This window comes from Nodosilinea sp. E11, assembly GCF_032813545.1.
Classification (GTDB): Bacteria; Cyanobacteriota; Cyanobacteriia; order Phormidesmidales; family Phormidesmidaceae; genus Nodosilinea.
The window spans coordinates 2,939,094-2,960,208 of sequence record NZ_CP136520.1 but is presented as its reverse complement, the minus strand read 5'-3'; the positions used below and the strand labels follow the sequence as shown (position 1 = coordinate 2,960,208).

Below are 21,115 nucleotides of genomic sequence, written 5' to 3'. Positions count from 1 at the left end.
GTTCCCAAACGAGTGCATTCCGAGTTCGCAAAGTCATCATTACATTCGGTACTATAGAGCTCTTTATGAATAGATGCTCAACAAAAAGACACAGAAATCTTAGTCACAATCTACCTTAAAGCATAATTTTAAACCCTCCTTTTTCCCTACAACGAGAGTGAGGTTCAGCTGATGTAGGTGGAAATGATTGTAGATAAACCGATTCAGGTGCCCAGCGAGGAAGATGTTTTTGTCTTTCCTGCCTCGTTTGCCCAGCAGCGTTTGTGGTTTATTGACCAACTATTTCCGGGAGATGTTCTCTATACAAGTCCCCTGGTGTTTCGGCTGAGTGGTCAGCTACAGCGATCGCACCTCCAGCGCAGTATGCAGGCGATCGCGCAGCGGCACGAAATTTTGCGGACTGCGTTTGAGGTAGTTGACGGTCAATTAATGCAGATTGTCGTGAATCAGGTAGACCTGCCACTGCCGTTGATCGATTTGCGATCGCACCCTGCCCACCAGCGCGAAGCCATAGCGTTGCAAGACATTTGGCAAACCCTTCAACACCCGTTTCACCTCAATCAACGACCTCTCTTTCGAGTGCAGCTGTGGCAATTGCAGGATGACGAATATTTGATGTTGATTGCGCTGCATCACATTATTTTTGATGAATGGTCGAGTGGCGTTTTGATTAGAGAATTGGGTGAAGGATACGCCGCTTTAGTTAAAAATAAATCTAATGCACTGCCCGAATTGCCGATTCAGTATGCAGATTTTGCTCATTGGCAACGGCAACGGTTGCAGGGTGAGGTGCTGAACACCCAGTTAAGCTATTGGAAACAGCAGTTAAAAGACATCCCAGTTCTACAATTGCCAGGTGCGTTGTCACCTATATCGGGGCAACCACTATCTCAAAAATCTCAGGGCGCAAGTCAATTGCTGGAATTGCCTCAGCGATTGTTGAAGGCGTTAGAAGACCTGAGCCAACAGGCGGAGGTGACGCTGTTTATGACCCTGCTGGCGGCATTTCAAACCCTGCTGCATCGCTACACCGGACAAACCGATCTGGCGCTCGGTACTCCCATTGCCAATCGACATCAGAGCGAACTGGAAGGGCTGATTGGCTTTTTTGTGAATAGCCTGGTTCTGCGGACTAACCTGGAGGGCGATCCGACGTTTTTGGAATTGTTGGAGCAAGTCCGAGAGGTTACCCTAGCTGCCTACGATCATCAGGATTTGCCGTTTGAAAGGCTAGTCGAGGAACTTCAACCTATTCGTAACCTCGGTCAAAATCCCCTATTTCAAGCAGTGTTTGCCCTGCAAAACACACCCATGACACAACTAGAATTGCCAGGATTAATTCTCAGTCCGGTAGATCTAGAAACTAAGACAGCTCGCTTCGAATTGGAATTTTACCTTTGGACCTGTGGCGACAACTTTAGAAATTTGTGGGGTAAGGGTTGGCAGCAGTCAGACGGGTTACGGGGGATGGTGATTTACAACACCGAATTGTTTGAGGCAAGCGCGATCACATCGCTGCTCAAGCACTTTCAAACGTTGCTAGAGGGAATTGTTGCCAACCCAAACCAGCCTCTTTCTGCCCTACCATTACTCACAACTGAAGACCAGCAAGAATTGCTCCAGCGCTGGAGCAGCAACCGATCCAGCTATCCTGCCAACGACTGTATTCATCACCGGTTTGAAGCACAGGTGAGAGAACGACCCGATGCGATCGCCATCCAATTTGGCACCCAACAATTCACCTATCAGCAGTTGAATCAGGGCAGCAACCAACTGGCGCGATATTTGCAACGGTTGGGCATTGGCGCAGAAATGCCTGTCGGCATTTGCCTGGAACGCGGAATAGAAGCGATCGCCGCTATGCTGGCGATTCTCAAAGCGGGAGGAGCCTACGTGCCTCTCGACCCCAGTTATCCGGCAGAACGGTTGCGCTTTATGGTGGAGGATGCGGGCATTACCGTTATTCTCACCCAGGCCAGTTGGGTAGGCGAGTTGCAGGCAGCAACCACCAACGTAATTTGCTTGGAGCAAGCCTGGGACGCGATCGCCCAGGAATCAGAGCAGAACTTACCCACTTCCGGTACCGCCGATCAGCTAGCCTACGTGATCTACACCTCTGGCTCTACCGGAACCCCGAAAGGCGTGATGGTGCCCCATCGAGCAGTCAATCGGTTGGTGTGCAATACCGATTATGTGCAGATCAATGCTGGCGATCGCATGGCGCAAGTGGCAAACCTCGCCTTTGATGCCGCCACCTTTGAAGTGTGGGGTGCCTTGTTAAACGGCGCACACCTGGTCGGCATTGAGCGAGAAACCACGCTGTCTCCCGCTGATTTTGCGACCACATTGCAGCAGCAGCAGATTAGTATGCTGTTTCTCACTACGGCTTTGTTGAATCAAACCGTGAGTCAAATTCCCGATGCCTTTCGATCGCTTAAGTATCTGCTGTTTGGCGGTGAAATGGTGAATGTTGATCGGGTGCGATCGCTAGTGCAACAGGGTAAACCTCAACACTTGCTCCATGTGTATGGCCCCACCGAAAACACCACCTTTTCTACTTGGTATGAAATTCAGGAAGTTTCTCAAAATGCTGCCACTATACCCATTGGCAAGGCGATCGCTAACACTCAGGTGTATGTACTGGATGCCCATTTTAATCCGGTTCCTGCAGGGGTAATTGGTGAAATTTATTTGGGTGGGAATGGATTGGCAAAAGGATATTTAAATCGCCCAGACTTGACGGCTGAAAAGTTTGTGGATTGCTCATCTGTCACTGGGGCACAGGAAACTATCAATGGGTTCTTATACAAAACAGGCGATCGCGCTCTTTATCACCCCGACGGCAATTTGGAATTTTTGGGCCGCGTAGACAATCAGATCAAAATTCGGGGATTTCGAGTCGAGCTAGGTGAAATTGAACAGGCGATCGCACAATATTCATCGGTGCAAACCGTGGTTGTCGTGGTGCGGGAGATCGACCAAGACCGACAGCTGGTGGCCTATATTGTGCCCAGCGCAGTCGAAGTTATAAGCAAACAAGAACTGCGATCGCTGCTCAAAAAACGGCTCCCTGTCTACATGATTCCTGCGGCGTTTGTTGTGCTGGATGCGCTTCCTCTAACGGCCAACGGCAAAGTAGACCAAAAAGCATTACCACCCCCAGCGCTGCATAGGGCAGAACCCAGTTTAATGGCGGCTCCTACAACGTCCTTAGAAGCAACGTTAGTGGAAATTTGGGTGAAGCTGCTAGGACAACAAGTGGGCATTGACGACAACTTTTTTGAACTGGGAGGGCACTCCCTCTTAGCCACTCAGTTCGTTTCACGGGTACGCGATCGCCTCCACATCGAGCTGCCCCTGCGCACCATCTTTGAAACCCCGACCATTGCCGAACTGGCGCAGCAGATCAACACTCTCCAAGCAACGCTTCAACCTGACTTCACCGCATTAACGAGCGCTCAGAGCGGAGCCAATTCTCAACGACGTGAGGAAATAGACCTATGACCAACCGGGCGATCGCTGACTTTATTTCTCACCTCAACCAACTAGATATTAAGCTCTCCCTCGACCCCGATTCTACCGTTGCAAGCAACCAAACCCGACTCCGCTGCAACGCCCCCGAAGGCACCCTCACCCCCACCCTCCGCCAAGAATTAACCGATCGCAAAGCCGAACTCATTACTTACTTACAGAAAAACCCAGATAGCAGAAAACCGCAGTTAGAAGGTAGTCTCCCATCCACCCACCTACCCATCCACCCATCCACTCCCACCCCCCTCTCCTTCGCTCAACAGCGACTCTGGTTTCTTTACCAGCTCGCCCCTCATAATCCCTTCTACAACGTACCTGCCGCCATTCACCTCACGGGAACGCTCGATCGATCGGCATTGGAGCGATCGCTTCAAGAAATTGTGCGTCGTCATGCTGCCCTGCGGACCCGGTTTACAACCGTGGATGGGCAACCCGTTCAAGTTGTTGAACCCAACGCCAACGTCGAACTTGCTGTCGTGAATTTGCAGTCGGTTGCGATCGCCGATCGCAACCGCATTCGGAAACAGTTAGCGACGGCCGAAGCCCAACGCCCCTTTAACCTGACGACCGATTCTCTGTTGCGCGTGACGTTACTGCAATTTAGTGCAGCGGAATCAGTGTTGTTGCTGACGATGCATCACATTGTTGCTGATGGGTGGTCTTTAGGAATATTGATTCGAGAATTGGGGTATTTTTACACGGCATTTGTGGAGGAACAAGTGCCGATCCTCCCTCCCTTACCAATTCAATACATCGACTTTGCCCGTTGGCAGCACAACTGGTTGCAGGGAGAAGTTTTAGAAAAACAATTGAGCTATTGGCGGCAGCAATTGCAAGATTTGCCTGTGCTGGAATTGCCGAGCGATCGCCCCCGTCCTTCTGTTCAAACCTATCGAGGCGCGACCTATCCCGTACACATTTCCCCTACTCTTTCCCAGGCGTTAGAGACGTTCAGCCAGCAGTCTGGAACGTCTCTATTTATGACGCTGCTGGCGGCGTTTCAAACCTTGCTTTACCGATACACGGGGCAACAGGATATTGCGATCGGATCTCCCATTGCCAACCGCCACCGCAGCGAGGTGGAGGGACTAATTGGCTTTTTTGTGAACAGTCTGGTGATGCGGTCAGATTTGTCGGGCAATCCCACCTTTCGTGAATTGCTAGAGCAGGTTCGCCAGGTTGCTCTAGGGGCCTATGAGCATCAAGACTTGCCCTTTGAGAAATTGGTTGAAGAACTAGACCCGGATCGCGACCTGAGCTGCAATCCCTTGTTTCAGGTGGCCTTTGCCCTGCAAAATGCCCCCATGCAGCCTCTAGAGCTACCCGCACTGACCCTAGAACCTGCCCCCCTAGAGTCTGCCAGCACCCGCTTTGATCTGGAGGTTCATCTGTGGGAACCGGCCCACGGATTGAAGAGTTTCTGGCGATCGCAGGATGGTTTGGGCGGCTTCATCTCCTACAGCACTGATCTGTTCGATCGCGATCGAATTGCGCGTCTGGTCGGTCATTTTCAAACACTTTTAGCAGGGATAGTCGCAAATCCAGATGCCCGGTTGTCAGACCTGCCGTTGCTCACACCGGAGGAAAGTCAGCAGTTGTGTGACTGGAGTGGATCCCCCCTAGCCCCCTTTGTGAAGGGGGGGATCGGAGGTGCAGCCCAAGAGGAACCTAAAGTCAAAGTCCCCCTTACTAAGAGGGATTTGGGGGGATCAACGCAGAATTTTGTAGCACCACCGGATCTCTACTTCCATCACATTGTTGAAGCCCACGCAAAACAAGCTCCAAACGCGATCGCCCTGGTCACCGAGTCTCAAACTCTTACCTACCAAGAACTTGATCACCATGCTGATCAATTAGCAGAAACCCTAAGGCAAATGGGAGTTCAGCCCAATTCACTGGTGGGGTTGTGTGTCGATCGCTCTGCCGACCTGGTGATTGGCATTCTCGGTATTCTCAAAGCGGGGGGAGCCTATGTGCCGCTTGACCCGACCTATCCGAGCGATCGCCTCCAGTTCATTCTCAATGACACGCAAGTTTCCATTCTGCTAACGCAATCCTGGTTAGTAGAATCGTTGCCTGCATCTCAGGCGCTGGTCGTTTGTTTAGACCAACCGTACCCTTCTCCTATTACAAAAAACGATAAGCCAGAGAATAGGGCTAGTGAGGGTGCTTCCGACCTTTCCTACGTCATCTATACCTCTGGCTCCACGGGCACCCCCAAGGGAGTTTTGCTCTCTCATCGGGGGTTGTGTAACGTTGTACAGGCTCAGCAGGTCTTTCAGCCCACCCGCACCAGCCGAATTTTGCAATTTAGCTCGCTCAGCTTTGATGCGTCTATTTTTGAGATTGCCCTTGCTCTCGGCTCTGGCGGCACCTTGTATATTCCTCCTCAGTCTGCCCAACTGCTGGGCATCGCACTGATGCAATTTCTGCACGAGAATGCCATCACCCACGCCCTACTCACGCCCGCCGTACTCGCCGTTCTGCCCTTTGAGGAACTACCTGACCTTCAAGTGTTAATTACCGGGGGAGAAGCCTGCTCCAGCCAGGTGATCGATCGGTGGGCTGTCAACCGCCGCTTCTTCAACGCCTACGGACCGACCGAAACGACTATCTGGGCAACTGTTGCCGAGTTTCAGCCCGGAGACAATCCCCTCACGATTGGTCGCCCTATTCTCAATACTCAAGTCTATGTTTTGGATGCCAACTTGAATCCCGTTCCGGCAGGTATTCCAGGGGAACTGTACATCGGCGGTGTAGGCGTGGCGCAGGGGTATCTCAATCGCCCGGAGCTGACGGAGGAACGGTTTATTAGTGCTGATTTAAACAGTGCTTTCTCAACATCCCACAAACAGCAGTCCACCCTCTACAAAACAGGCGATCGCGTCCTTTACAACCGTGACGGCACCCTCCAATTTCTGGGTCGTGTCGATCACCAGATCAAGATCCGGGGGTTTCGGGTTGAGTTGGGTGAAATTGAAACCACTCTACAGCGCCATCCCGCCATCCAAGATGCCGTGGTCATCCCCTCCGCTGCATCGTCCCTGATTGCCTACTTCAGCCTTGATACTGAATATCTGCAAGCAACCAGTGTGCGATCGCTCCAAACTCAACACCTGGAGCAGTGGCAAACCCTCTACAACCAAACCTACCAATCCACAGAACCCACTCAGCCCTCAGTCCCCAGCCCTCAGCCCTTCGACATTACCGGATGGAACAGCAGCTATACCGGAGAGCCCATTCCTCCGGAGCAGATGCAGGAATGGGTGAGCGATCGCGTTCAGCAAATTCTTGCCTTGAAACCCAAGCGCGTTTTAGAAATTGGCTGCGGCACAGGATTATTGCTATTTCAACTTGCACCGCACTGCCAGCAGTATGTCGGCACAGACTTTTCGCCGGTTTCTCTAGCATCAGTTCAAACTCAACTAGACACGCTTAATCTCTCCCATGTTGAGCTTCTGCATCGTATAGCAACCGACTTTGAGGAAATTGATCTGGCATCATTTGATGTCGTGATTTTAAACTCGGTTGTGCAGTATTTCCCGAGTGAAGCCTACTTGATGCAGGTCTTAGAAAAATCGTTTGAAGCCGTAGCAGAGGGTGGTGTTTTATTTGTTGGCGATGTGCGAACCCTAGCTTTGCTACCGGCGTTTCATAGCTGGATGAAATTTGCTCAGGCAGATGATGGTGTCGAGCGATCGCAGCTCTGGCATCAGGTTGAGCGATCGCAGTTTGAAGAACCAGAATTGGCCATTGATCCGGCATTCTTTTATGCGCTGCAAGAGCAATTTACCCAAATTCAACAGGTTAATGTTCGGCTAACACGGGGTCGCAGTCAGAATGAAATGACTCAGTTCCGCTACAACGTTTTGCTGCGAGTGGGACAATCTCATGATGTTGGGTTTCGTGCCTCAACCCAACCTACAACTGCTATTGAAAGCAACACGGGGGAGCAAATCAACTGGAGACATCAGCCAATGACTGCCCAGGAGATCCACCAGCAGCTCCTTGCCACGGAACCAGAGATTTTAATCATCTCGAATGTGACTAATAGCCGAGTGAATGCCGCTGTTACAACAGCAAATTGGCTCCAGCAGAAGCAAGCACCCAAAACCGTTGGCCGAATGCGAGAGCGATTGCAAGACGCTAAAAACTTAGCCATCGATCCGCAAGACTGGTGGGATTTAGAAACAACGCTGCCCTACACCGTAGAGATTACCTGGTCTACATCGCTTGAGACTGGAGATTACGATGTGGTGCTGATTCGTCATGGGGTTGATGCAGCGGATGCTGGATTGCAGCATAGGGAGCGATCGCCCCAACCGTTCACCAACCATCCCCTTCAGGCGAATGTCGCTCGGCACCTCATTTCTGAGCTGCGGCAACATCTCAACCAGACATTACCCGACTACATGGTGCCTTCTGCATTTGTGCCGTTAGCCACCCTGCCGTTAAATTCGAGTGGCAAAGTCGATCGGCGTGCCCTTCCCCCGCTTGACCACGCTCACCACAGCGATTCACCTGCGGCCAATGCACCCCAAACCTCAACCGAGACGGCTCTGATTGAGATCTGGCAAGAGCTATTACAGCTCAAGCAGGTCAACCGTCACGACAACTTTTTTGAGTTGGGCGGGCATTCCCTATTAGCCACCCAAATGACCTCTCGCATCCGCGACACCTTTAAGCTAGAACTCCCGCTGAAGCATGTCTTTGCAGCGCCCACCATTGCCCAATTAGCGCCCATTTTGGACGCATTGCGCGATACCACCCTAAACACTCCTCCCCTCGTTCGGCTCGATCGCACTGCCTATCGACGCAAACCCTCGGCGTTACTCAGTCAGCCGGCTTCGGTTATTCCCCTTCCTCCCCAGCAGGAAGCTTCAGCACCCAACCCGCTCCCCCTTACGTCACCGCTAGTTCCCCTAACCTTGGGCGGTAGCGAGCCTCCCTTTTTCTGTGTGCATCCTATGTTTGGGGTCGTGTTTCCCTATTTGGAGCTGGCGCATCACCTGAAGTGCGATCGCAGTTTCTACGGGTTGCAACCCCTGGGGTTAGATGGCAAATCTCGTCCCTTAAATCAGATGGAGGCGATCGCGGCCTATTACATTCAGGCGATTCAAACCCTTCAGCCCCACGGGCCTTACTACCTGGGAGGCTGGTCGTTTGGGGGGTTAGTTGCCTTTGAGATGGCGCAACAACTCACTCAAGCAGGCGAAACAGTTGAGCTGCTGGCCATTCTAGATACGACTGCTCCCTGCACCAAACCCTCTTTCTATCAAAGCTTTAAGTTTCTAGCGAAAACGGCTCTCTGGTCTACGCTGCCATTCTTGCTGGATATCGGCGCACTGGCGACCGACCGCCTGCACTCTAAAAATCCGTGGTTCTCTCGCTGGCAGTGGTCAGCCATCACCCGACTTATTCCTGACGAGTCGCGATTGCGTCTGTTGGATGAATCGGCCATCAACGCCATGTTGCCCATTGTCTATGCGAATAGCCAGGCAACCCAAAATTATGTGCCTCAGCCTTACTCTCACGCGATCGCGCTATTTAAGGCCGCAGAACAATCAGACGCGAATCGACAGGATGAAACATTGGGCTGGAGTGAATTAGTAAAGAACATTCAACTGCACGAAGTCCCTGGCAACCATTTATCGTTGCTAAAACAACCCCATGTGCAAGTTCTGGCACAACAACTTAGGTATTATCTGACTTAGATACAGTGTTGCTCTAGCTTCACCCCAGTACGGTGTTTGAGTCTTCCCATTACTCTCAGAGTCAATCTAACGTTGCCTATCACCCACCGCAGTTAGTAAGTTGGGTTGATCTAGGGAAACCCAACCTACAGGAGCTCTGCGATCGCACTCGGTCTGGTTGGTAAACTCGGTACCCTCAAAGGCTCCCAACTCGTGCCACAGTTCGTAGAAGGGCTGCCCCTCGCCGGTGCCAAAGATGTAGTGAATGCCTGCATCAAAGGTGTAGCCTTGGCGCTGCCACGCGGTGCACAGCCCCCCCGGCTGGTTGTGGGCTTCAAAAATTTGGCTGGGGTAACCGTTAGATGCATCTAGATACATAGTGCTAAATCTATGGCAAATTGCCAAAGGAGCGATAGATCATGAGTCTCACAGTTGCGTAAGATAGTCCTAACCCAACGGATAGGTATTTATTCTTATCGTGATAGAACAGTTCCCCTGGCTGACCGTGATCGTGCTATTGCCGTTGTTAGCCGCATTATTCATTCCTGTGATCCCTGATAAAAGCGGCAAGACTGTCCGCTGGTATGCATTGGGGGTTGGCGCGGCTGATTTTATTCTGATGTCCTACACCTTTTGGCGGCATTACGACGCGAGCCAGGCGACATTCCAACTGGCGGAAAAGGTGGTTTGGTTACCGCAGTTAGGCTTGAGTTGGGCGCTGTCGGTAGATGGTATTTCGGCTCCGCTAGTGCTGTTAGCGGGCTTGGTGACGACGCTGTCGATGTTTGCCGCCTGGCGGGTGGATCGGCGATCGCGCCTGTTTTATACACTGATGTTGATTCTGTATGCGGCCCAGGTAGGGGTGTTTTTAGCCCAAGACCTGATGCTGTTCTTCATCATGTGGGAAGTGGAACTGGTGCCAGTCTATCTGCTGGTGTCCATTTGGGGTGGGCAAAATCGGGACTATGCAGCGACGAAGTTCTTGATGTATACGGCCCTGTCTTCGATTTTCATTTTGGTGGCAGCCCTAGGGATGGGACTCTATGGTGATACGCTCACCTTTGATATTGCTGAACTAGGGAGAAAGCAGTTTCCCTTAGGGCTGGAATTGTTTTTGTATGCTGGACTGCTGGTGTCCTTTGGGGTCAAGTTGGCAATTTTCCCCTTTCATACTTGGCTACCAGACACCCATGGCGAAGCTTCTACTCCTGTATCCATGATTTTGGCAGGAGTATTACTGAAAATGGGGGGGTATGGGCTGATCCGGTTTAACCTGGAACTATTGCCCCATGCCCATGTGTATTTTGCGCCGCTGTTGGTGATTTTAGGGGGAGTCAACATCGTCTATGGGGCGCTAAACTCCTTTGCGCAGACCAATATGAAGCGGCGGTTGGCCTATTCTTCAATTTCCCACATGGGGTTTGTCCTACTGGGGATTGCTTCCTATACCGATTTGGGTGTGAGTGGGGCGATGCTGCAAATGCTGTCCCACGGGCTGATTGCGTCGGTGTTATTTTTCTTGGCAGGCGTTACCTACGATCGCTCCCGCACGATGATGATGAATCAGTTGGGTGGGTTGGGGCAGGCAATGCCCACGGTGTTTGCTCTGTTCACCATGGGGACAATGGCATCCTTGGCTTTGCCCGGAATGAGTGGGTTTGCTGGAGAACTGGAGGTCTTTGTCGGCTTGGCCACAACGGACATCTATGGTTCGGTCTTTCGCTCGGTAGCCGTTTTTCTGGCAGCAGTAGGGTTGATTCTGACACCGATCTATCTGCTGTCGATGGTGCGGCAGGTGTTTCATGGGGCCAGTGCCGATCAAATGTGTGACCTGGTGCCTGCCTGTGATCTCGATGATCTAGATCTGAAGGCCCAGGGTAACCAAGAGGCGAACTGTTTTGGCACTGACTGCATCTTGCCAGAGGAGGCAGAGTTTAGGGATGCCAGTGCCCGGGAGATTTTCATCGCGGTTTGTTTTCTGGGGCTGATTATTGCGATCGGGTGTTATCCCAAGATGGCGACCCAGATGTATGACGTGAAAGCGATGGCGGTCAATTCCCAGGTGCTGACGGCGTATCATGAGACCTATCCAGATGCGTTGCAGCGCTTGGCGCAGGGGCGATGGAATTCGGCGATCTCAGCGGCTCAATCTGTGGATGTCTTGGGTGTTGTCAAATAATGGACGCCCGTCAATCACGCTAGCCAGGGGCAGCCCATGCCTAACACCTCTGGTAACAGCTTTGCCACGCACTTGCTCGAGGATGGCTACGACACTCGCGCCGTGCAAAAGTTGTTGGGCCATACAGACGTGAAGACGACAATGATTGACACCCACGTATTAAATCGGGGCGACAGAGGCGTCACAAGTCCGTTAGATCTGGCCTGAACAGCTTGATCGCAATCAGCCAAATCGCAGATGACAGCCCTTAGTTACCGATCGCCCCCACTCCCTGGGCACCCTAAATCCTAGAATCAGGGGTCATCTCAGGGGAAACACAACATGCTGGCAAGGGTCTGGAGCGCAGCGCTGGTGGGCATCGACGCCCTCAAAGTCGGGGTCGAAGTCGATATCTCGGGCGGTCTGCCCGGTGTGGTCGTCGTTGGCCTACCCGACACCGCCGTGCAAGAGTCCCGCGAGCGGGTCAAAGCCGCGCTCAAAAATGCGGGCTTCCCCTTCCCCATGCGCAAGGTGGTAATCAACCTTACCCCCGCCGACCTGCGCAAAGAAGGCCCCATTTTTGATTTGCCCATCAGCGTTGGCATTCTCGCCGCCTCCGAGCAGGTGAATACCGACGCCCTCAACGACCTGCTGTTTCTCGGCGAAGTCTCGTTAGACGGTAGTTTGAGGCCCGTGGCCGGGGTGCTGCCGATCGCCGCCGCCGCTCAAAAACTGGGCATTCGCGGTCTGGTGGTGCCCACCGACAATGGCCGCGAGGCCGCTGTGGTACCGGGGCTAACGGTCTACAGCTTTAGCCACCTGTCCGAGGTGGCCGATTTCCTCAACCATCCCTCCGGCCATACCCCTGTGGCGGTCGACACCACCCTGGCGATGAGTGCTGCCCCCAACGCGCTAGATCTGCGGGATGTGAAAGGCCAGGCCCAGGCCCGCCGAGCGCTAGAGATCGCCGCAGCGGGCGGGCACAATTTGATATTCGTCGGTCCACCAGGCAGCGGCAAAACTATGCTGGCCCGCCGCCTGCCCTCCATTCTGCCGCCGCTACAGTTTGAAGAAGCCCTAGATGTGACGCAGATTCACTCGGTTGCGGGATTGCTGAAAGAAAAAGGCACCCTGGTCAACACTCGCCCCTTTCGCAGCCCCCACCACTCGGCCTCTGGCCCCTCTCTAGTCGGCGGCGGCAGTTATCCCAAGCCTGGGGAAATCTCTCTGGCCCACCGTGGGATCCTTTTTCTCGATGAACTGACGGAATTTAAGCGCGATGTGCTGGAGTACCTGCGTCAGCCCCTCGAAGACGGCTACGTCACCATTACCCGCACCCGTCAGTCCGTTGTCTTCCCCGCCCAGTTTACGCTGATTGCCAGCACCAACCCCTGCCCCTGTGGGTTCTATGGCGACTCGGTGCAACCCTGCACCTGTAGCCCCCGCAGCCGCGAAAACTACTGGTCGCGCCTCTCTGGCCCCCTGATGGATCGGATTGATTTGCAGGTGGTAGTCAGCCGCATCAAGCCCGAAGAAATGACCCAACACCAACCGGGGGAAGCCTCGGAACCGGTGCGCGATCGCGTCCAAGCCGCCCGCCAGCGTGCCCACGATCGCTTCAAAACCGAGCCCGCTCTGCAATGCAACGCCGATATGCAGAGCCGCCACCTCAAACACTGGTGCCCCCTCGACGACTCGATCAAAACGCTGCTAGAAGGGGCCGTTCGCAAGCTAGGCCTCTCGGCCCGCGCTATGGATCGCATTCTCAAAGTGGGCCGCACCATCGCCGACCTGGATGGTGCTGACGATTTGCAAACCCACCACATTGCCGAAGCGATCCAGTACCGCACCATCGATCGCATGCAGTGATCGGGGTTCAGATCCCAGGGTTCTGGCCTAACAGCATGATTGGCTATCGATGGCTAACCAGAACCCTGGGATCTGTCATGGCGCACCATCGATCGCACGCAGAGATCGGGGTTCCGATCCCAGGGTTCTGACCTAACAGCATGATTGGCTATCGATGGCTAACCAGAACCCTGGGATCTGTCATGCCGTCAAATACCCCTTCGCGACAGACTCTTCAATCACCTCCACCACTAAAGGCCACAGCTCTGGGGCTCCTTTCTCTACTGGGGCCATGCGCTGCATCACCTGGGCGCGGCTAATGCTGTGCTGTTTCCAGGTGCCGCCCTGGGTCTGCCAGTTGTGCAGCAAGGGCTGAATGCGATCGATCGAGGCCGCGAAACGGGCGGTGGGGGTCGCCTGGGCCTCAAACTCATCCCACAGTTGGCGCAGGTCTTGGCCAATGGGCGCAGGCAGCAGGCCAAAGATGCGCTCGGCGGCCCGTTGCTCCCGCTCGACCTTGTCGTCATGCCCGGCAGCGTCGTAGCAGAAGGTATCGCCCGCGTCGATTTCTACCAGGTCATGAATTAGCACCTGGTGGATCGCCCGCTGGATATCCACCTCGGCGGGGGCATATTCTGCCAGCACTAGGGTCATCATCGCCAGGTGCCAGGAATGCTCGGCGCTGTTTTCTCGGCGGCTAGCATCCATCAATACGGTCTGGCGCAAAACTTGTTTGAGGCGATCGATTTCGATCACAAAGGCGATTTGTTGCTGGAGTCGTTGGTTGGTCATGGAGGCAGGTGTTATAATGAGGATGACTCGGACCCATGCGGTCGCAACGCCCAAATCATGTCAGGACCGGAAGGTAGCAGCATTACGGGATGCTTGTGACAGGCGTGGACTCCGGGTCTTTTAATTGGGCGCTTGAAGGTTCTCTCGCTACATCGTTCAAGCCGCTAGAGTAACGTAAGATTTCCGACTATCCTCAAAGTTGACGGTTTTGCTTAGTCTGGGGCTAGGGGGTGGGGTTTTCCGCCTTAGACGGCGTGCCATTGCCCCTGGTCAGTGAGCCAGCATCTTTTCTAAGCTGGCAGGGTACATAGAGCGACGGGGAGGCTGTCCACCATGGCTGGTTTCGGCGATTTAGTTAAAAAAGCGTTTTATTTAGGGGTCGGGGTTGCGTCCTACGCGGGCGAGAAAGCGGGTGGCACGCTGAAAGATTTGCGCGAACAAACCCAGGGCATTGTCAACGAACTGGTGGCACGGGGCGAAATCACCGCTGAAGACGCTCAGAAACTGGTTAATGAGATGGTTAACCGGGCTCAGGATACGGCAAATACTGCGCCTGAGAACCTGACCCAGCCTCGGCCCATCGAAATTTTGGATGACGAGGCTCCGCTGGCTACCGTAGTGAGCCCCGCCGATGCTCAAACGGCAATCCTTCGCGAGCAGGTAGCCGCTCTGCGCCAAGAACTAGAAACCCTCAAGCAAAAGTCGAGTAACTAGCCCTATGGATGACTGGTCTAAGCAATTCTTTAATGCCTTTGGCGACGCTGTCCACGATTTTACTCAGCAGTTTTCGGAGGATACCGAGCGCTGGCTAGATAGTCTGACTGAGCAGTTGGCGAGTGCCTCTGAGACCTTGGTGCAGACCACCGATCACTGGGCAGAGCAGGTCCAGGAGGCAATTGATCCAGAAATCGATCGCATTGTCGATGAGCTTAGCCATGTGGTTGAGCCGTTTCGATTTACGATCAATGCTGAAATTAACTACGTGGCCGACGAGCTTAACGAGATTTTGGGGCCGCTGGTAACGGGGCTGTCGGGCATGGATCAGTGGTTTGAAGAGGTGTCTGGCCCCTTCAATAGCACCGTAGAGCCGCTGCTGCAAAATTATCCGGCTTGCGTGGGTTGTCGCAATTTCTGTGGTCAGTCCTACGGTGGCAACACGCTGGTGTGCGCCATGCACCCCTTTGGCCCGGAAGAAGAACGTCAATGCCCCGACTGGGAATCGGTCTGGCCGCAATCGAAAGATCAATAGATAGTAGACGGGGCTTGATCTAGATCAAACCCCGTCTACTCGTTTAGAAGCGGGAAGAAATGACCCACCGGGCCTTGGCCTTGGCCAATGGCCAGAGCATGGTTGAGGGCGCTGGTCACGTAGTCTTTGGCGGCTTGGACGGCAGTGAGGGGGTCTTTTCCCAAGGCTAGGTTAGCGGCGATCGCCGCCGACAGCGTGCAGCCGGTGCCGTGGGTGTGCTTGGTTTCTACCACTTCTGCCTCTAGCACTACGACCTCGCGCCCGTCATACCAGATATCGGTACTGCGTAAGTCAGCGGTCATGCCGCCGCCTTTCACCAAGACGGCCTGGGGGCCGAGCTGATGGATTTTGCGGGCGGCCGCTTCCATATCGGCCAAGGTCGCAATGTCTAAGCCGCTGAGCAGCTGGGCCTCGTAGCGGTTGGGGGTGAGAATGCAGGCCTGGGGAATCAGGCGGCGGGTGAGAGTGGCGATCGCGCCATCGTCAATCAGCTGTGCCCCAGTACGCGACACCATCACTGGGTCGACCACTAGCGGAATGTTGCTGGGCAGGGATTTTAGGGCTGTAGCCACTGCCTGAATAATGGCTTCATTCAGCAGCATGCCGGTCTTGATACCCTGCACGGCAATGTCGCCGGTCACCGCATCGAGCTGGGCGATGACGGCTTCAGGCGACAGCGCATCGACCCGCGTGACCCCCAACGTATTTTGGGCGGTAACACAGGTCAGCACGCTGGTGCCGTGAATTCGGTGGAAGGCAAAGGTTCGTAGATCGGCCTGAATACCAGCCCCACCCCCACTGTCTGAGCCAGCGATGGTGAGGGCCGCAGGCCATGAGGGCGGCAGGGTCATGGCTAACGGTTGTTGTTGGGTCGCCGCCGCTGCAAAAATTCGGGAATGTCGAGCCCGGCTCCCAACCCGCCACTCCCCCCACTGCTAGCCGGAGGGGTAATGGGAGGAGCCGCCAGGGTGCGTTTAAAGGGGGTAACGCGGGCCACCTCGATCTCGGGCTGAGCCCCGGCACGAGTGTTAAAGCCGGTGGCAATCACGGTGATGCACACCTCACCCTGCATGCGCTCGTCGATCACGGCCCCAAAGATAATGTTGGCGTTGGGATCAACCCCTTCGTAGATGATCTCGGCAGCGGCATTGACTTCATGCAGGGTAAGATCGGATCCGCCCGTGACGTTAAACACTGCCCCAGAGGCACCGTCGATGGAGGATTCGAGTAGGGGAGAGGAGATCGCTGCGATCGCCGCTTCCCGCGCCCGCGACTTGCCCGATCCCATACCAATGCCCATCAGCGCCGTACCCGCATCGGCCATAATGGCGCGCACGTCGGCAAAGTCGACGTTGACTAAGCCGGGGATGGTAATGATGTCAGAAATGCCCTGCACCCCCTGGCGCAAAATGTCGTCGGCGGTGCGGAAGGCTTCCTGCACGGGGGTCTGCTCAGAGATCACCGAAAGTAGCTTGTCGTTGGGGATGATAATCAGCGTATCGACTCGGCCCTGGAGGGCGGCAATGCCCTCGTCGGCCTGGTTCATGCGGCGGCGTCCCTCAAAGGTGAAAGGGCGTGTGACCACACCTACGGTAAGGGCACCGGCTTCCTTCGCTACCTCTGCCACAATGGGGGCAGCCCCCGTACCGGTACCGCCCCCCATACCAGCGGTGATAAAGACTAGATCAGATTCTTCTAGGGCGGCGGCAATTTCTTCGCGCGACTCTTCGGCGGCTTTCTGGCCGATAGCAGGGTTGCCCCCCGCCCCTAGCCCACGGGTCAACTTTTGACCAATGTGCAGGCTGTTGGTCATGGTGGTGTTGTCGAGGGCCTGGGCATCAGTGTTAACTGACCAGAACTCAATCCCGGCGAGGCCGCTGCTAATCATGCGGTTGACGGCGTTACAGCCGCCACCACCGACCCCAATTACCTTAATGCGGGCGACGCTGCTGGGCAAAGCCGAGTTATTGGTGTACGTTTCTCCGGGCATAGCTCTGGCATTATGGGGTTGACTGGAGTTAAGCTCGCCGTGGCTAAATGGGTTAGACGGGCTAGCGAAGGCGGTCACAGCATCAGCCGACGAACGCGGATCCGAGGTCGCAGACTCAGCTTGGTGAGATGAGTAAGCCTCGTAGCCAGCATCGCTGTGGCCAGCACCATTGCCGTGGGGATCGTCAGGAAGCATAGAATTTGAGGCCGTAGACAATATATTAATTACCCGTACTAGATAACCGAAGATAGCACCTAAGCCCTAAAAATCTAAACCCCAGCTGATTCTAGACAACTATAGAGTACTTCGCTGAAAAAAAACAAATTGCCTTGGCAAGTCTTAAACTACCTGATTTAACCACTGAAATTAGAAAAATAACCGCTCCAGCCCAAATATATGGAGTCAATTTTGAGTGGCAAAAAGCCCTGGTTGGTGAAAGGGTCTAAGGCCAATCCTTTGAGCGATCGCCCTAGACAATTCTTTTAGATGACTCTCCTAGACGATTCAAGGAGTGGATCCTGAATTGGTTGATGTTGCTCGGGCTGCTGGGCTAGGAGCGTCTACTACGGCGACCGACGGCACCTCAGGGTTGCTGAGGTCAATGCGGGCCACCTCGGTGTCAGAGAGCTGGTTGGGGAGGTTGCGCATTTTGTCGAGGGTGGCCAGCTGTTGCTCTAGCTCTGGGCTGTAGGGGCCTAGGTAGACGGTGCCCAACGCGGTTTCGAGCACCAGGTTATTGGGGTCGTGCCAGTTAATTTCGCTAATGGTGACGGGGCTGTTGCTGATGGTCTCGTAGATTTGGGGCCAGTAGCGTTGGTACTGGGTCTGAATGCCCCGCAGTTGCAAAGTCGGTAGTTGTGGAGAGGCGCTGCCTAGGCCAAAGCTAGCCAGGGGCATCCAGGCCCCGTGGGCATCGAGAAACCCAGCCTGAAGATATTGAGCATCGGTGGTGTCGGCATTGCCGACGGGCAGCACCAGTGCCACGGGTACGCGCTCCTGCACCCGTACATTGAGGCGGGGCGGCAGCAACTGCCGGGTGACTTCGGCCGTCACAATCGGGCCGCGATCGCGCAGCTGTCGAGCTAAGATTTCTGGCTCGACCTTCATCAGGGGCTGCGGGTAGGCCAGCGGTACCAGGCTCTGCACGGTCTCATCGCTGAGCAAGTGGTTGCCGCTGACATTGATCTGAGCTGGGCTCTCGATCAGCCACACGGGGCGGGTCGCTCCCCAAAAGATGGTGGCCGTGAGGCCCGTCAAAGCCCAAAATCGCCACAACGCCTGGCTAATCGAAATTCGCCGGCGGCGGCGGAGGGTTTGCCGTCGAGTCTTGAGTTCGTCGCGGGAAAGGGATGAAACGCGGGTCATGGCATCGGGGTAGAGCTGCTAGCCCAGGGATAGGAGCTGCCACAAAACGCTGGCCGCAGGAGTCAATCGGGCTGAAACCTCTGCTGACTTTGGGCCGCCTTTAGGCTGATGCCGATTTTAGCGTCTGTAGAGATTCCTGCAACGCTTTTTCCCACCGACTGGCTAAATCGGGGTCGGTAAAGGGAATGCGGTAGGTTTCGCCGCTGGTGGTGGCGATCGCCAACTCAATGGTGCCCTTGGCCGAGTCAACATCGTCAGCCGCCGGCTGACCGTCAATCTCTAGCTGAAGGGTGGCCACCTCGTGCAGCGATAGGGTGGTTAAGTCAATGGGGCCTTGGCGGGTGGGGCGGCCCCAGGTGAGGTCGTCGCCCCGCTGCCCCAGCATTGAGCGAATGTCATACTTACTGCGATCGAACTCGGTGGCCCAGGCCTCATAGGCCTGCACCTTTTGAAATTCGTGCCAGCCGGCCCAAGCTAAACCAATAAATACTGCCAGTAGGGGCAGCCACAGCAGTCCTCGTTCCATGGGGGTTATTGGGAAATGAGTGAGCAACCGGCGCGAGCCGGGGGGTATGCCTTGTATCCTAAAGCCTGGGTCGGCTTACCAAAATGTAAAGTCTTACTACAGCGGGTAACGGAACATCCCGCCCCCGTGGAAAAGTAAGCCTTAAGCAGGCAACCTGCTGACTTAATTCACGTTATGGAGGCTGGTACATTGGTATTTTTACCTATTTTGGCGGCGGTTCCCCACACCCCTAGCTGGAGCCCCACGGTGGGAGCGGTCATGATCCTTTGCAATATTTTGGCCATTGTCATTGGCAGGCTCACGATCAAGTATCCTAGCGCTCCGCCAGCGATGCCCTCGCCCTCTCTGTTTGGTAATTTTGGTCTGCCCGCCGTGCTGGCTACCACTAGCTTTGGCCACTTGCTTGGTGCCGGGGCAATTTTGGGTCTGGCCAACTTGGGTGTGCTCTAGCGCAGCGCCTTTGGGGTCAAGACATTTGAGGTCAAGAGAATAGTTGGCGATCGCCGTCGGTGGAGGTGGCGCGGCTGCTCTAGGGTGCGCTGGGGCTCTAGGTCAGTCTTGCGTCTACCTCGGCCAGGCGATCGGCTTCGGACTAAGCCAGGGCTTCGCGACAGTCAAGTTCTTGGCTAGCAGCCAAAAATCGATCATCGAGGCGGCTGAGGCGCTGACTCGTCGGTGTAGTCTGATGTCACCCAGGCGTTGAGGGTAGTGGCATAGGGCCGTAGCCTGTCGAGTTGTTCTTGTATTCAGTCGGGGCTAAACACGGCCCGATAGATGAGTTTTTGACTTGTATATGGCCCTTGCGGCGATCGACTAGGCCCAGGGGTAGCAGTTCACTCTGCACTCAAGAGTTGTCGATGGGAACGGTAGTTTGCTCAAGCACCTTTTGTTAGAGACTAAGGATCGGCACTCGCAGACTCGACTGGTCCATCTGCCGAGCATTGAACGCATAACAAAAATGGCCGACTAGGAATTTTGCCGCAGGGTGGTATCGGCACAGCGCTAGACGCCGGTGGGAGCGGTGGCGGTAGACGGCTCCCCTGATAGGGAGCCTGACAGGGCTGGGTGAACACTAACACGACCAAAATTCACCCAAATTGTAAACGTCAAGCCAGCAGATTTTAGCTTACAAAAGTATCTTGCGATCTTGAGTAGACGTCTAACGGCTGCTCAAATTATGTTAGTTCTACTTCGGGTCAAGCCTGCTTATGGATTGACCTGGCAACGGTGCTATCGGGTCGGTTTAGCGCGATCGCGGCGGTGGGCAAAGGGCCAACTGTCATGGAAGCGTTAGCCGGACCCGAGTCAGACTCCTGCCAACCCGGAGCGATCGCTGGACTCCAGATCTAGATTTGCGTTTAGCCTAAACCTGTTCCCTGTAGCTATTTCTTCCTATGACACAACTCACTTCAGGTTTAAAACCTTGTCGAACAGTATGGCCAACCGATTTGCCCTAAAGCCTACGTCGCCGGTTTCACAGTCGAGCAGTGTGGTACGGATCCATAGCGCTATCGCTTCTGCCTCAGCTCCGGCTCGGCAACTGCTGTTGATTGATGATGAACCGGATATCTGCTGTTTGGTAAAAGATGCCCTGGGAGAATTTGAGGGCTGGCAGGTGACGACCTGTCAAAATCCTAGTCATCTCGATGCAGTTAACTCGCCGCTGTGGGATGCTATTTTGCTAGAGGTCTCGGTAACTCGGCTGGGGGGCTTTGCCTTAGTACCCGCCCTTCGTGCCAACCCGCTCACCCGCCAAAGCCCGATTGTGCTGTTGACGTCTCAGGTGATGCCCCGAGACTACGCCCGGTTTCAGCAGATGGCGATCGCGGGTGTGATTCCCAAGCCCTTTGACCCAGTTACCCTGGGCCGTCAGATCGCTGTGCTGTTGGGTTGGCCCGAGGCTAGGGGCGGTTGCTAGCCGCGACCACTCTCTCTCTCCCAGTGGTTTTTCTGTTGTTTGCAC

Annotated in this window: 15 protein-coding genes, 1 other RNA gene and 1 pseudogene; 11 read left to right on the top strand and 6 right to left on the bottom strand. The window is 54.6% G+C overall.

Features of this window, described 5'->3' with window-relative positions; genetic code table 11:
• Positions 1-183 precede the first annotated feature (183 nt).
• Both RRF56_RS15345 and RRF56_RS15340 read left to right on the top strand, forming a co-directional pair.
• Positions 184-3,504, top strand: a complete 3,321-nt coding sequence (locus tag RRF56_RS15345; RefSeq protein WP_317034042.1) for an amino acid adenylation domain-containing protein — start codon at positions 184-186, stop codon at positions 3,502-3,504.
• On the top strand, positions 3,501-9,245 hold the full coding sequence (locus RRF56_RS15340) for a non-ribosomal peptide synthetase (RefSeq protein ID WP_317034041.1): 5,745 nt from the start codon (positions 3,501-3,503) through the stop codon (positions 9,243-9,245). Before RRF56_RS15345 ends, RRF56_RS15340 begins: the two co-directional genes overlap by 4 nt.
• Positions 9,246-9,311: 66 nt before the next feature.
• Here RRF56_RS15340 and RRF56_RS15335 read toward each other — a convergent pair whose 3' ends face one another.
• Entirely contained in the window at positions 9,312-9,602 is a 291-nt protein-coding gene (locus RRF56_RS15335) for an FAD/NAD(P)-binding protein (protein ID WP_317034040.1), read from the bottom strand.
• A gap of 97 nt (positions 9,603-9,699) precedes the next feature.
• Here RRF56_RS15335 and RRF56_RS15330 point away from each other — a divergent pair, with 97 nt between their 5' ends.
• From RRF56_RS15330 to RRF56_RS15320, 3 genes and pseudogenes are all read left to right on the top strand, one after another.
• Positions 9,700-11,403 carry an NAD(P)H-quinone oxidoreductase subunit 4 gene (locus tag RRF56_RS15330; RefSeq protein ID WP_410510615.1) on the top strand — a complete coding sequence of 568 codons (1,704 nt, stop codon included), beginning with the start codon at positions 9,700-9,702 and terminating at the stop codon, positions 11,401-11,403.
• Positions 11,404-11,442: 39 nt separating this feature from the next.
• A pseudogene (locus RRF56_RS15325) lies at positions 11,443-11,610 on the top strand (tyrosine-type recombinase/integrase); the annotation flags it as partial.
• Positions 11,611-11,724: 114 nt separating this feature from the next.
• Positions 11,725-13,251 (top strand): YifB family Mg chelatase-like AAA ATPase, encoded by a 1,527-nt coding sequence (locus tag RRF56_RS15320; protein WP_317034038.1) that lies wholly within the window; start codon positions 11,725-11,727, stop codon positions 13,249-13,251.
• Positions 13,252-13,431: 180 nt separating this feature from the next.
• On the opposite strand, the gene RRF56_RS15315 is transcribed toward RRF56_RS15320, so the two are convergent.
• Positions 13,432-14,022: an HD domain-containing protein gene (locus RRF56_RS15315; RefSeq protein ID WP_317034037.1), complete on the bottom strand. Its 591-nt coding sequence runs from the start codon at positions 14,020-14,022 to the stop codon at positions 13,432-13,434.
• 24 nt (positions 14,023-14,046) lie between these two features.
• Between RRF56_RS15315 and ffs the strand changes: the two genes are divergently transcribed.
• The 3 genes from ffs (at position 14,047) to RRF56_RS15300 (ending at position 15,271) form a co-directional block, all read left to right on the top strand.
• Positions 14,047-14,143: signal recognition particle sRNA small type (gene ffs / locus RRF56_RS15310), an RNA gene on the top strand.
• Between the two features lie 212 nt (positions 14,144-14,355).
• On the top strand, positions 14,356-14,736 hold the full coding sequence (locus RRF56_RS15305) for a hypothetical protein (RefSeq protein WP_317034036.1): 381 nt from the start codon (positions 14,356-14,358) through the stop codon (positions 14,734-14,736).
• 4 nt (positions 14,737-14,740) lie between these two features.
• On the top strand, positions 14,741-15,271 hold the full coding sequence (locus RRF56_RS15300) for a hypothetical protein (RefSeq protein ID WP_317034035.1): 531 nt from the start codon (positions 14,741-14,743) through the stop codon (positions 15,269-15,271).
• Positions 15,272-15,306: 35 nt separating this feature from the next.
• Here the strand turns inward: RRF56_RS15300 and thiD are convergent, their stop codons facing one another.
• From thiD to RRF56_RS15280, 4 genes are all read right to left on the bottom strand, one after another.
• The gene (gene thiD / locus RRF56_RS15295) at positions 15,307-16,122 is read right to left on the bottom strand and encodes a bifunctional hydroxymethylpyrimidine kinase/phosphomethylpyrimidine kinase (protein ID WP_317034034.1); all 816 of its coding nucleotides are present in this window, start codon (positions 16,120-16,122) and stop codon (positions 15,307-15,309) included.
• Between the two features lie 2 nt (positions 16,123-16,124).
• Positions 16,125-17,456 (bottom strand): cell division protein FtsZ, encoded by a 1,332-nt coding sequence (gene ftsZ / locus RRF56_RS15290; RefSeq protein WP_317034033.1) that lies wholly within the window; start codon positions 17,454-17,456, stop codon positions 16,125-16,127.
• Between the two features lie 309 nt (positions 17,457-17,765).
• Positions 17,766-18,626 (bottom strand): cell division protein FtsQ/DivIB, encoded by an 861-nt coding sequence (locus RRF56_RS15285; protein WP_317034032.1) that lies wholly within the window; start codon positions 18,624-18,626, stop codon positions 17,766-17,768.
• A gap of 100 nt (positions 18,627-18,726) precedes the next feature.
• On the bottom strand, positions 18,727-19,152 hold the full coding sequence (locus RRF56_RS15280; RefSeq protein ID WP_317034031.1) for a hypothetical protein: 426 nt from the start codon (positions 19,150-19,152) through the stop codon (positions 18,727-18,729).
• 174 nt (positions 19,153-19,326) lie between these two features.
• Between RRF56_RS15280 and psaK the strand changes: the two genes are divergently transcribed.
• From psaK to RRF56_RS15265, 3 genes are all read left to right on the top strand, one after another.
• Positions 19,327-19,602 (top strand): photosystem I reaction center subunit PsaK, encoded by a 276-nt coding sequence (gene psaK, locus RRF56_RS15275; protein WP_410510489.1) that lies wholly within the window; start codon positions 19,327-19,329, stop codon positions 19,600-19,602.
• Positions 19,603-20,379: 777 nt separating this feature from the next.
• Positions 20,380-20,502, top strand: a complete 123-nt coding sequence (locus RRF56_RS15270) for a hypothetical protein (RefSeq protein WP_317034029.1) — start codon at positions 20,380-20,382, stop codon at positions 20,500-20,502.
• 85 nt (positions 20,503-20,587) lie between these two features.
• A complete protein-coding gene (locus RRF56_RS15265) occupies positions 20,588-21,070 on the top strand; it encodes a response regulator (protein WP_317034028.1) in 483 nt (160 codons plus the stop codon).
• Positions 21,071-21,115 lie beyond the last annotated feature (45 nt).

Bases quoted from the DNA above. Each gene is read 5' to 3' on its own strand.
- RRF56_RS15345 (WP_317034042.1), top strand. From the start codon at position 184: ATGATTGTAGATAAACCGATTCAGGTGCCCAGCGAGGAAGATGTTTTT.
- RRF56_RS15340 (WP_317034041.1), top strand. From the start codon at position 3,501: ATGACCAACCGGGCGATCGCTGACTTTATTTCTCACCTCAACCAACTA.
- RRF56_RS15335 (WP_317034040.1), bottom strand. From the start codon at position 9,602: ATGTATCTAGATGCATCTAACGGTTACCCCAGCCAAATTTTTGAAGCC.
- RRF56_RS15320 (WP_317034038.1), top strand. From the start codon at position 11,725: ATGCTGGCAAGGGTCTGGAGCGCAGCGCTGGTGGGCATCGACGCCCTC.
- RRF56_RS15315 (WP_317034037.1), bottom strand. From the start codon at position 14,022: ATGACCAACCAACGACTCCAGCAACAAATCGCCTTTGTGATCGAAATC.
- RRF56_RS15305 (WP_317034036.1), top strand. From the start codon at position 14,356: ATGGCTGGTTTCGGCGATTTAGTTAAAAAAGCGTTTTATTTAGGGGTC.
- RRF56_RS15300 (WP_317034035.1), top strand. From the start codon at position 14,741: ATGGATGACTGGTCTAAGCAATTCTTTAATGCCTTTGGCGACGCTGTC.
- thiD (WP_317034034.1), bottom strand. From the start codon at position 16,122: ATGACCCTGCCGCCCTCATGGCCTGCGGCCCTCACCATCGCTGGCTCA.
- ftsZ (WP_317034033.1), bottom strand. From the start codon at position 17,456: ATGCTTCCTGACGATCCCCACGGCAATGGTGCTGGCCACAGCGATGCT.
- RRF56_RS15285 (WP_317034032.1), bottom strand. From the start codon at position 18,626: ATGACCCGCGTTTCATCCCTTTCCCGCGACGAACTCAAGACTCGACGG.
- RRF56_RS15280 (WP_317034031.1), bottom strand. From the start codon at position 19,152: ATGGAACGAGGACTGCTGTGGCTGCCCCTACTGGCAGTATTTATTGGT.
- psaK (WP_410510489.1), top strand. From the start codon at position 19,327: ATGGAGGCTGGTACATTGGTATTTTTACCTATTTTGGCGGCGGTTCCC.
- RRF56_RS15265 (WP_317034028.1), top strand. From the start codon at position 20,588: ATGGCCAACCGATTTGCCCTAAAGCCTACGTCGCCGGTTTCACAGTCG.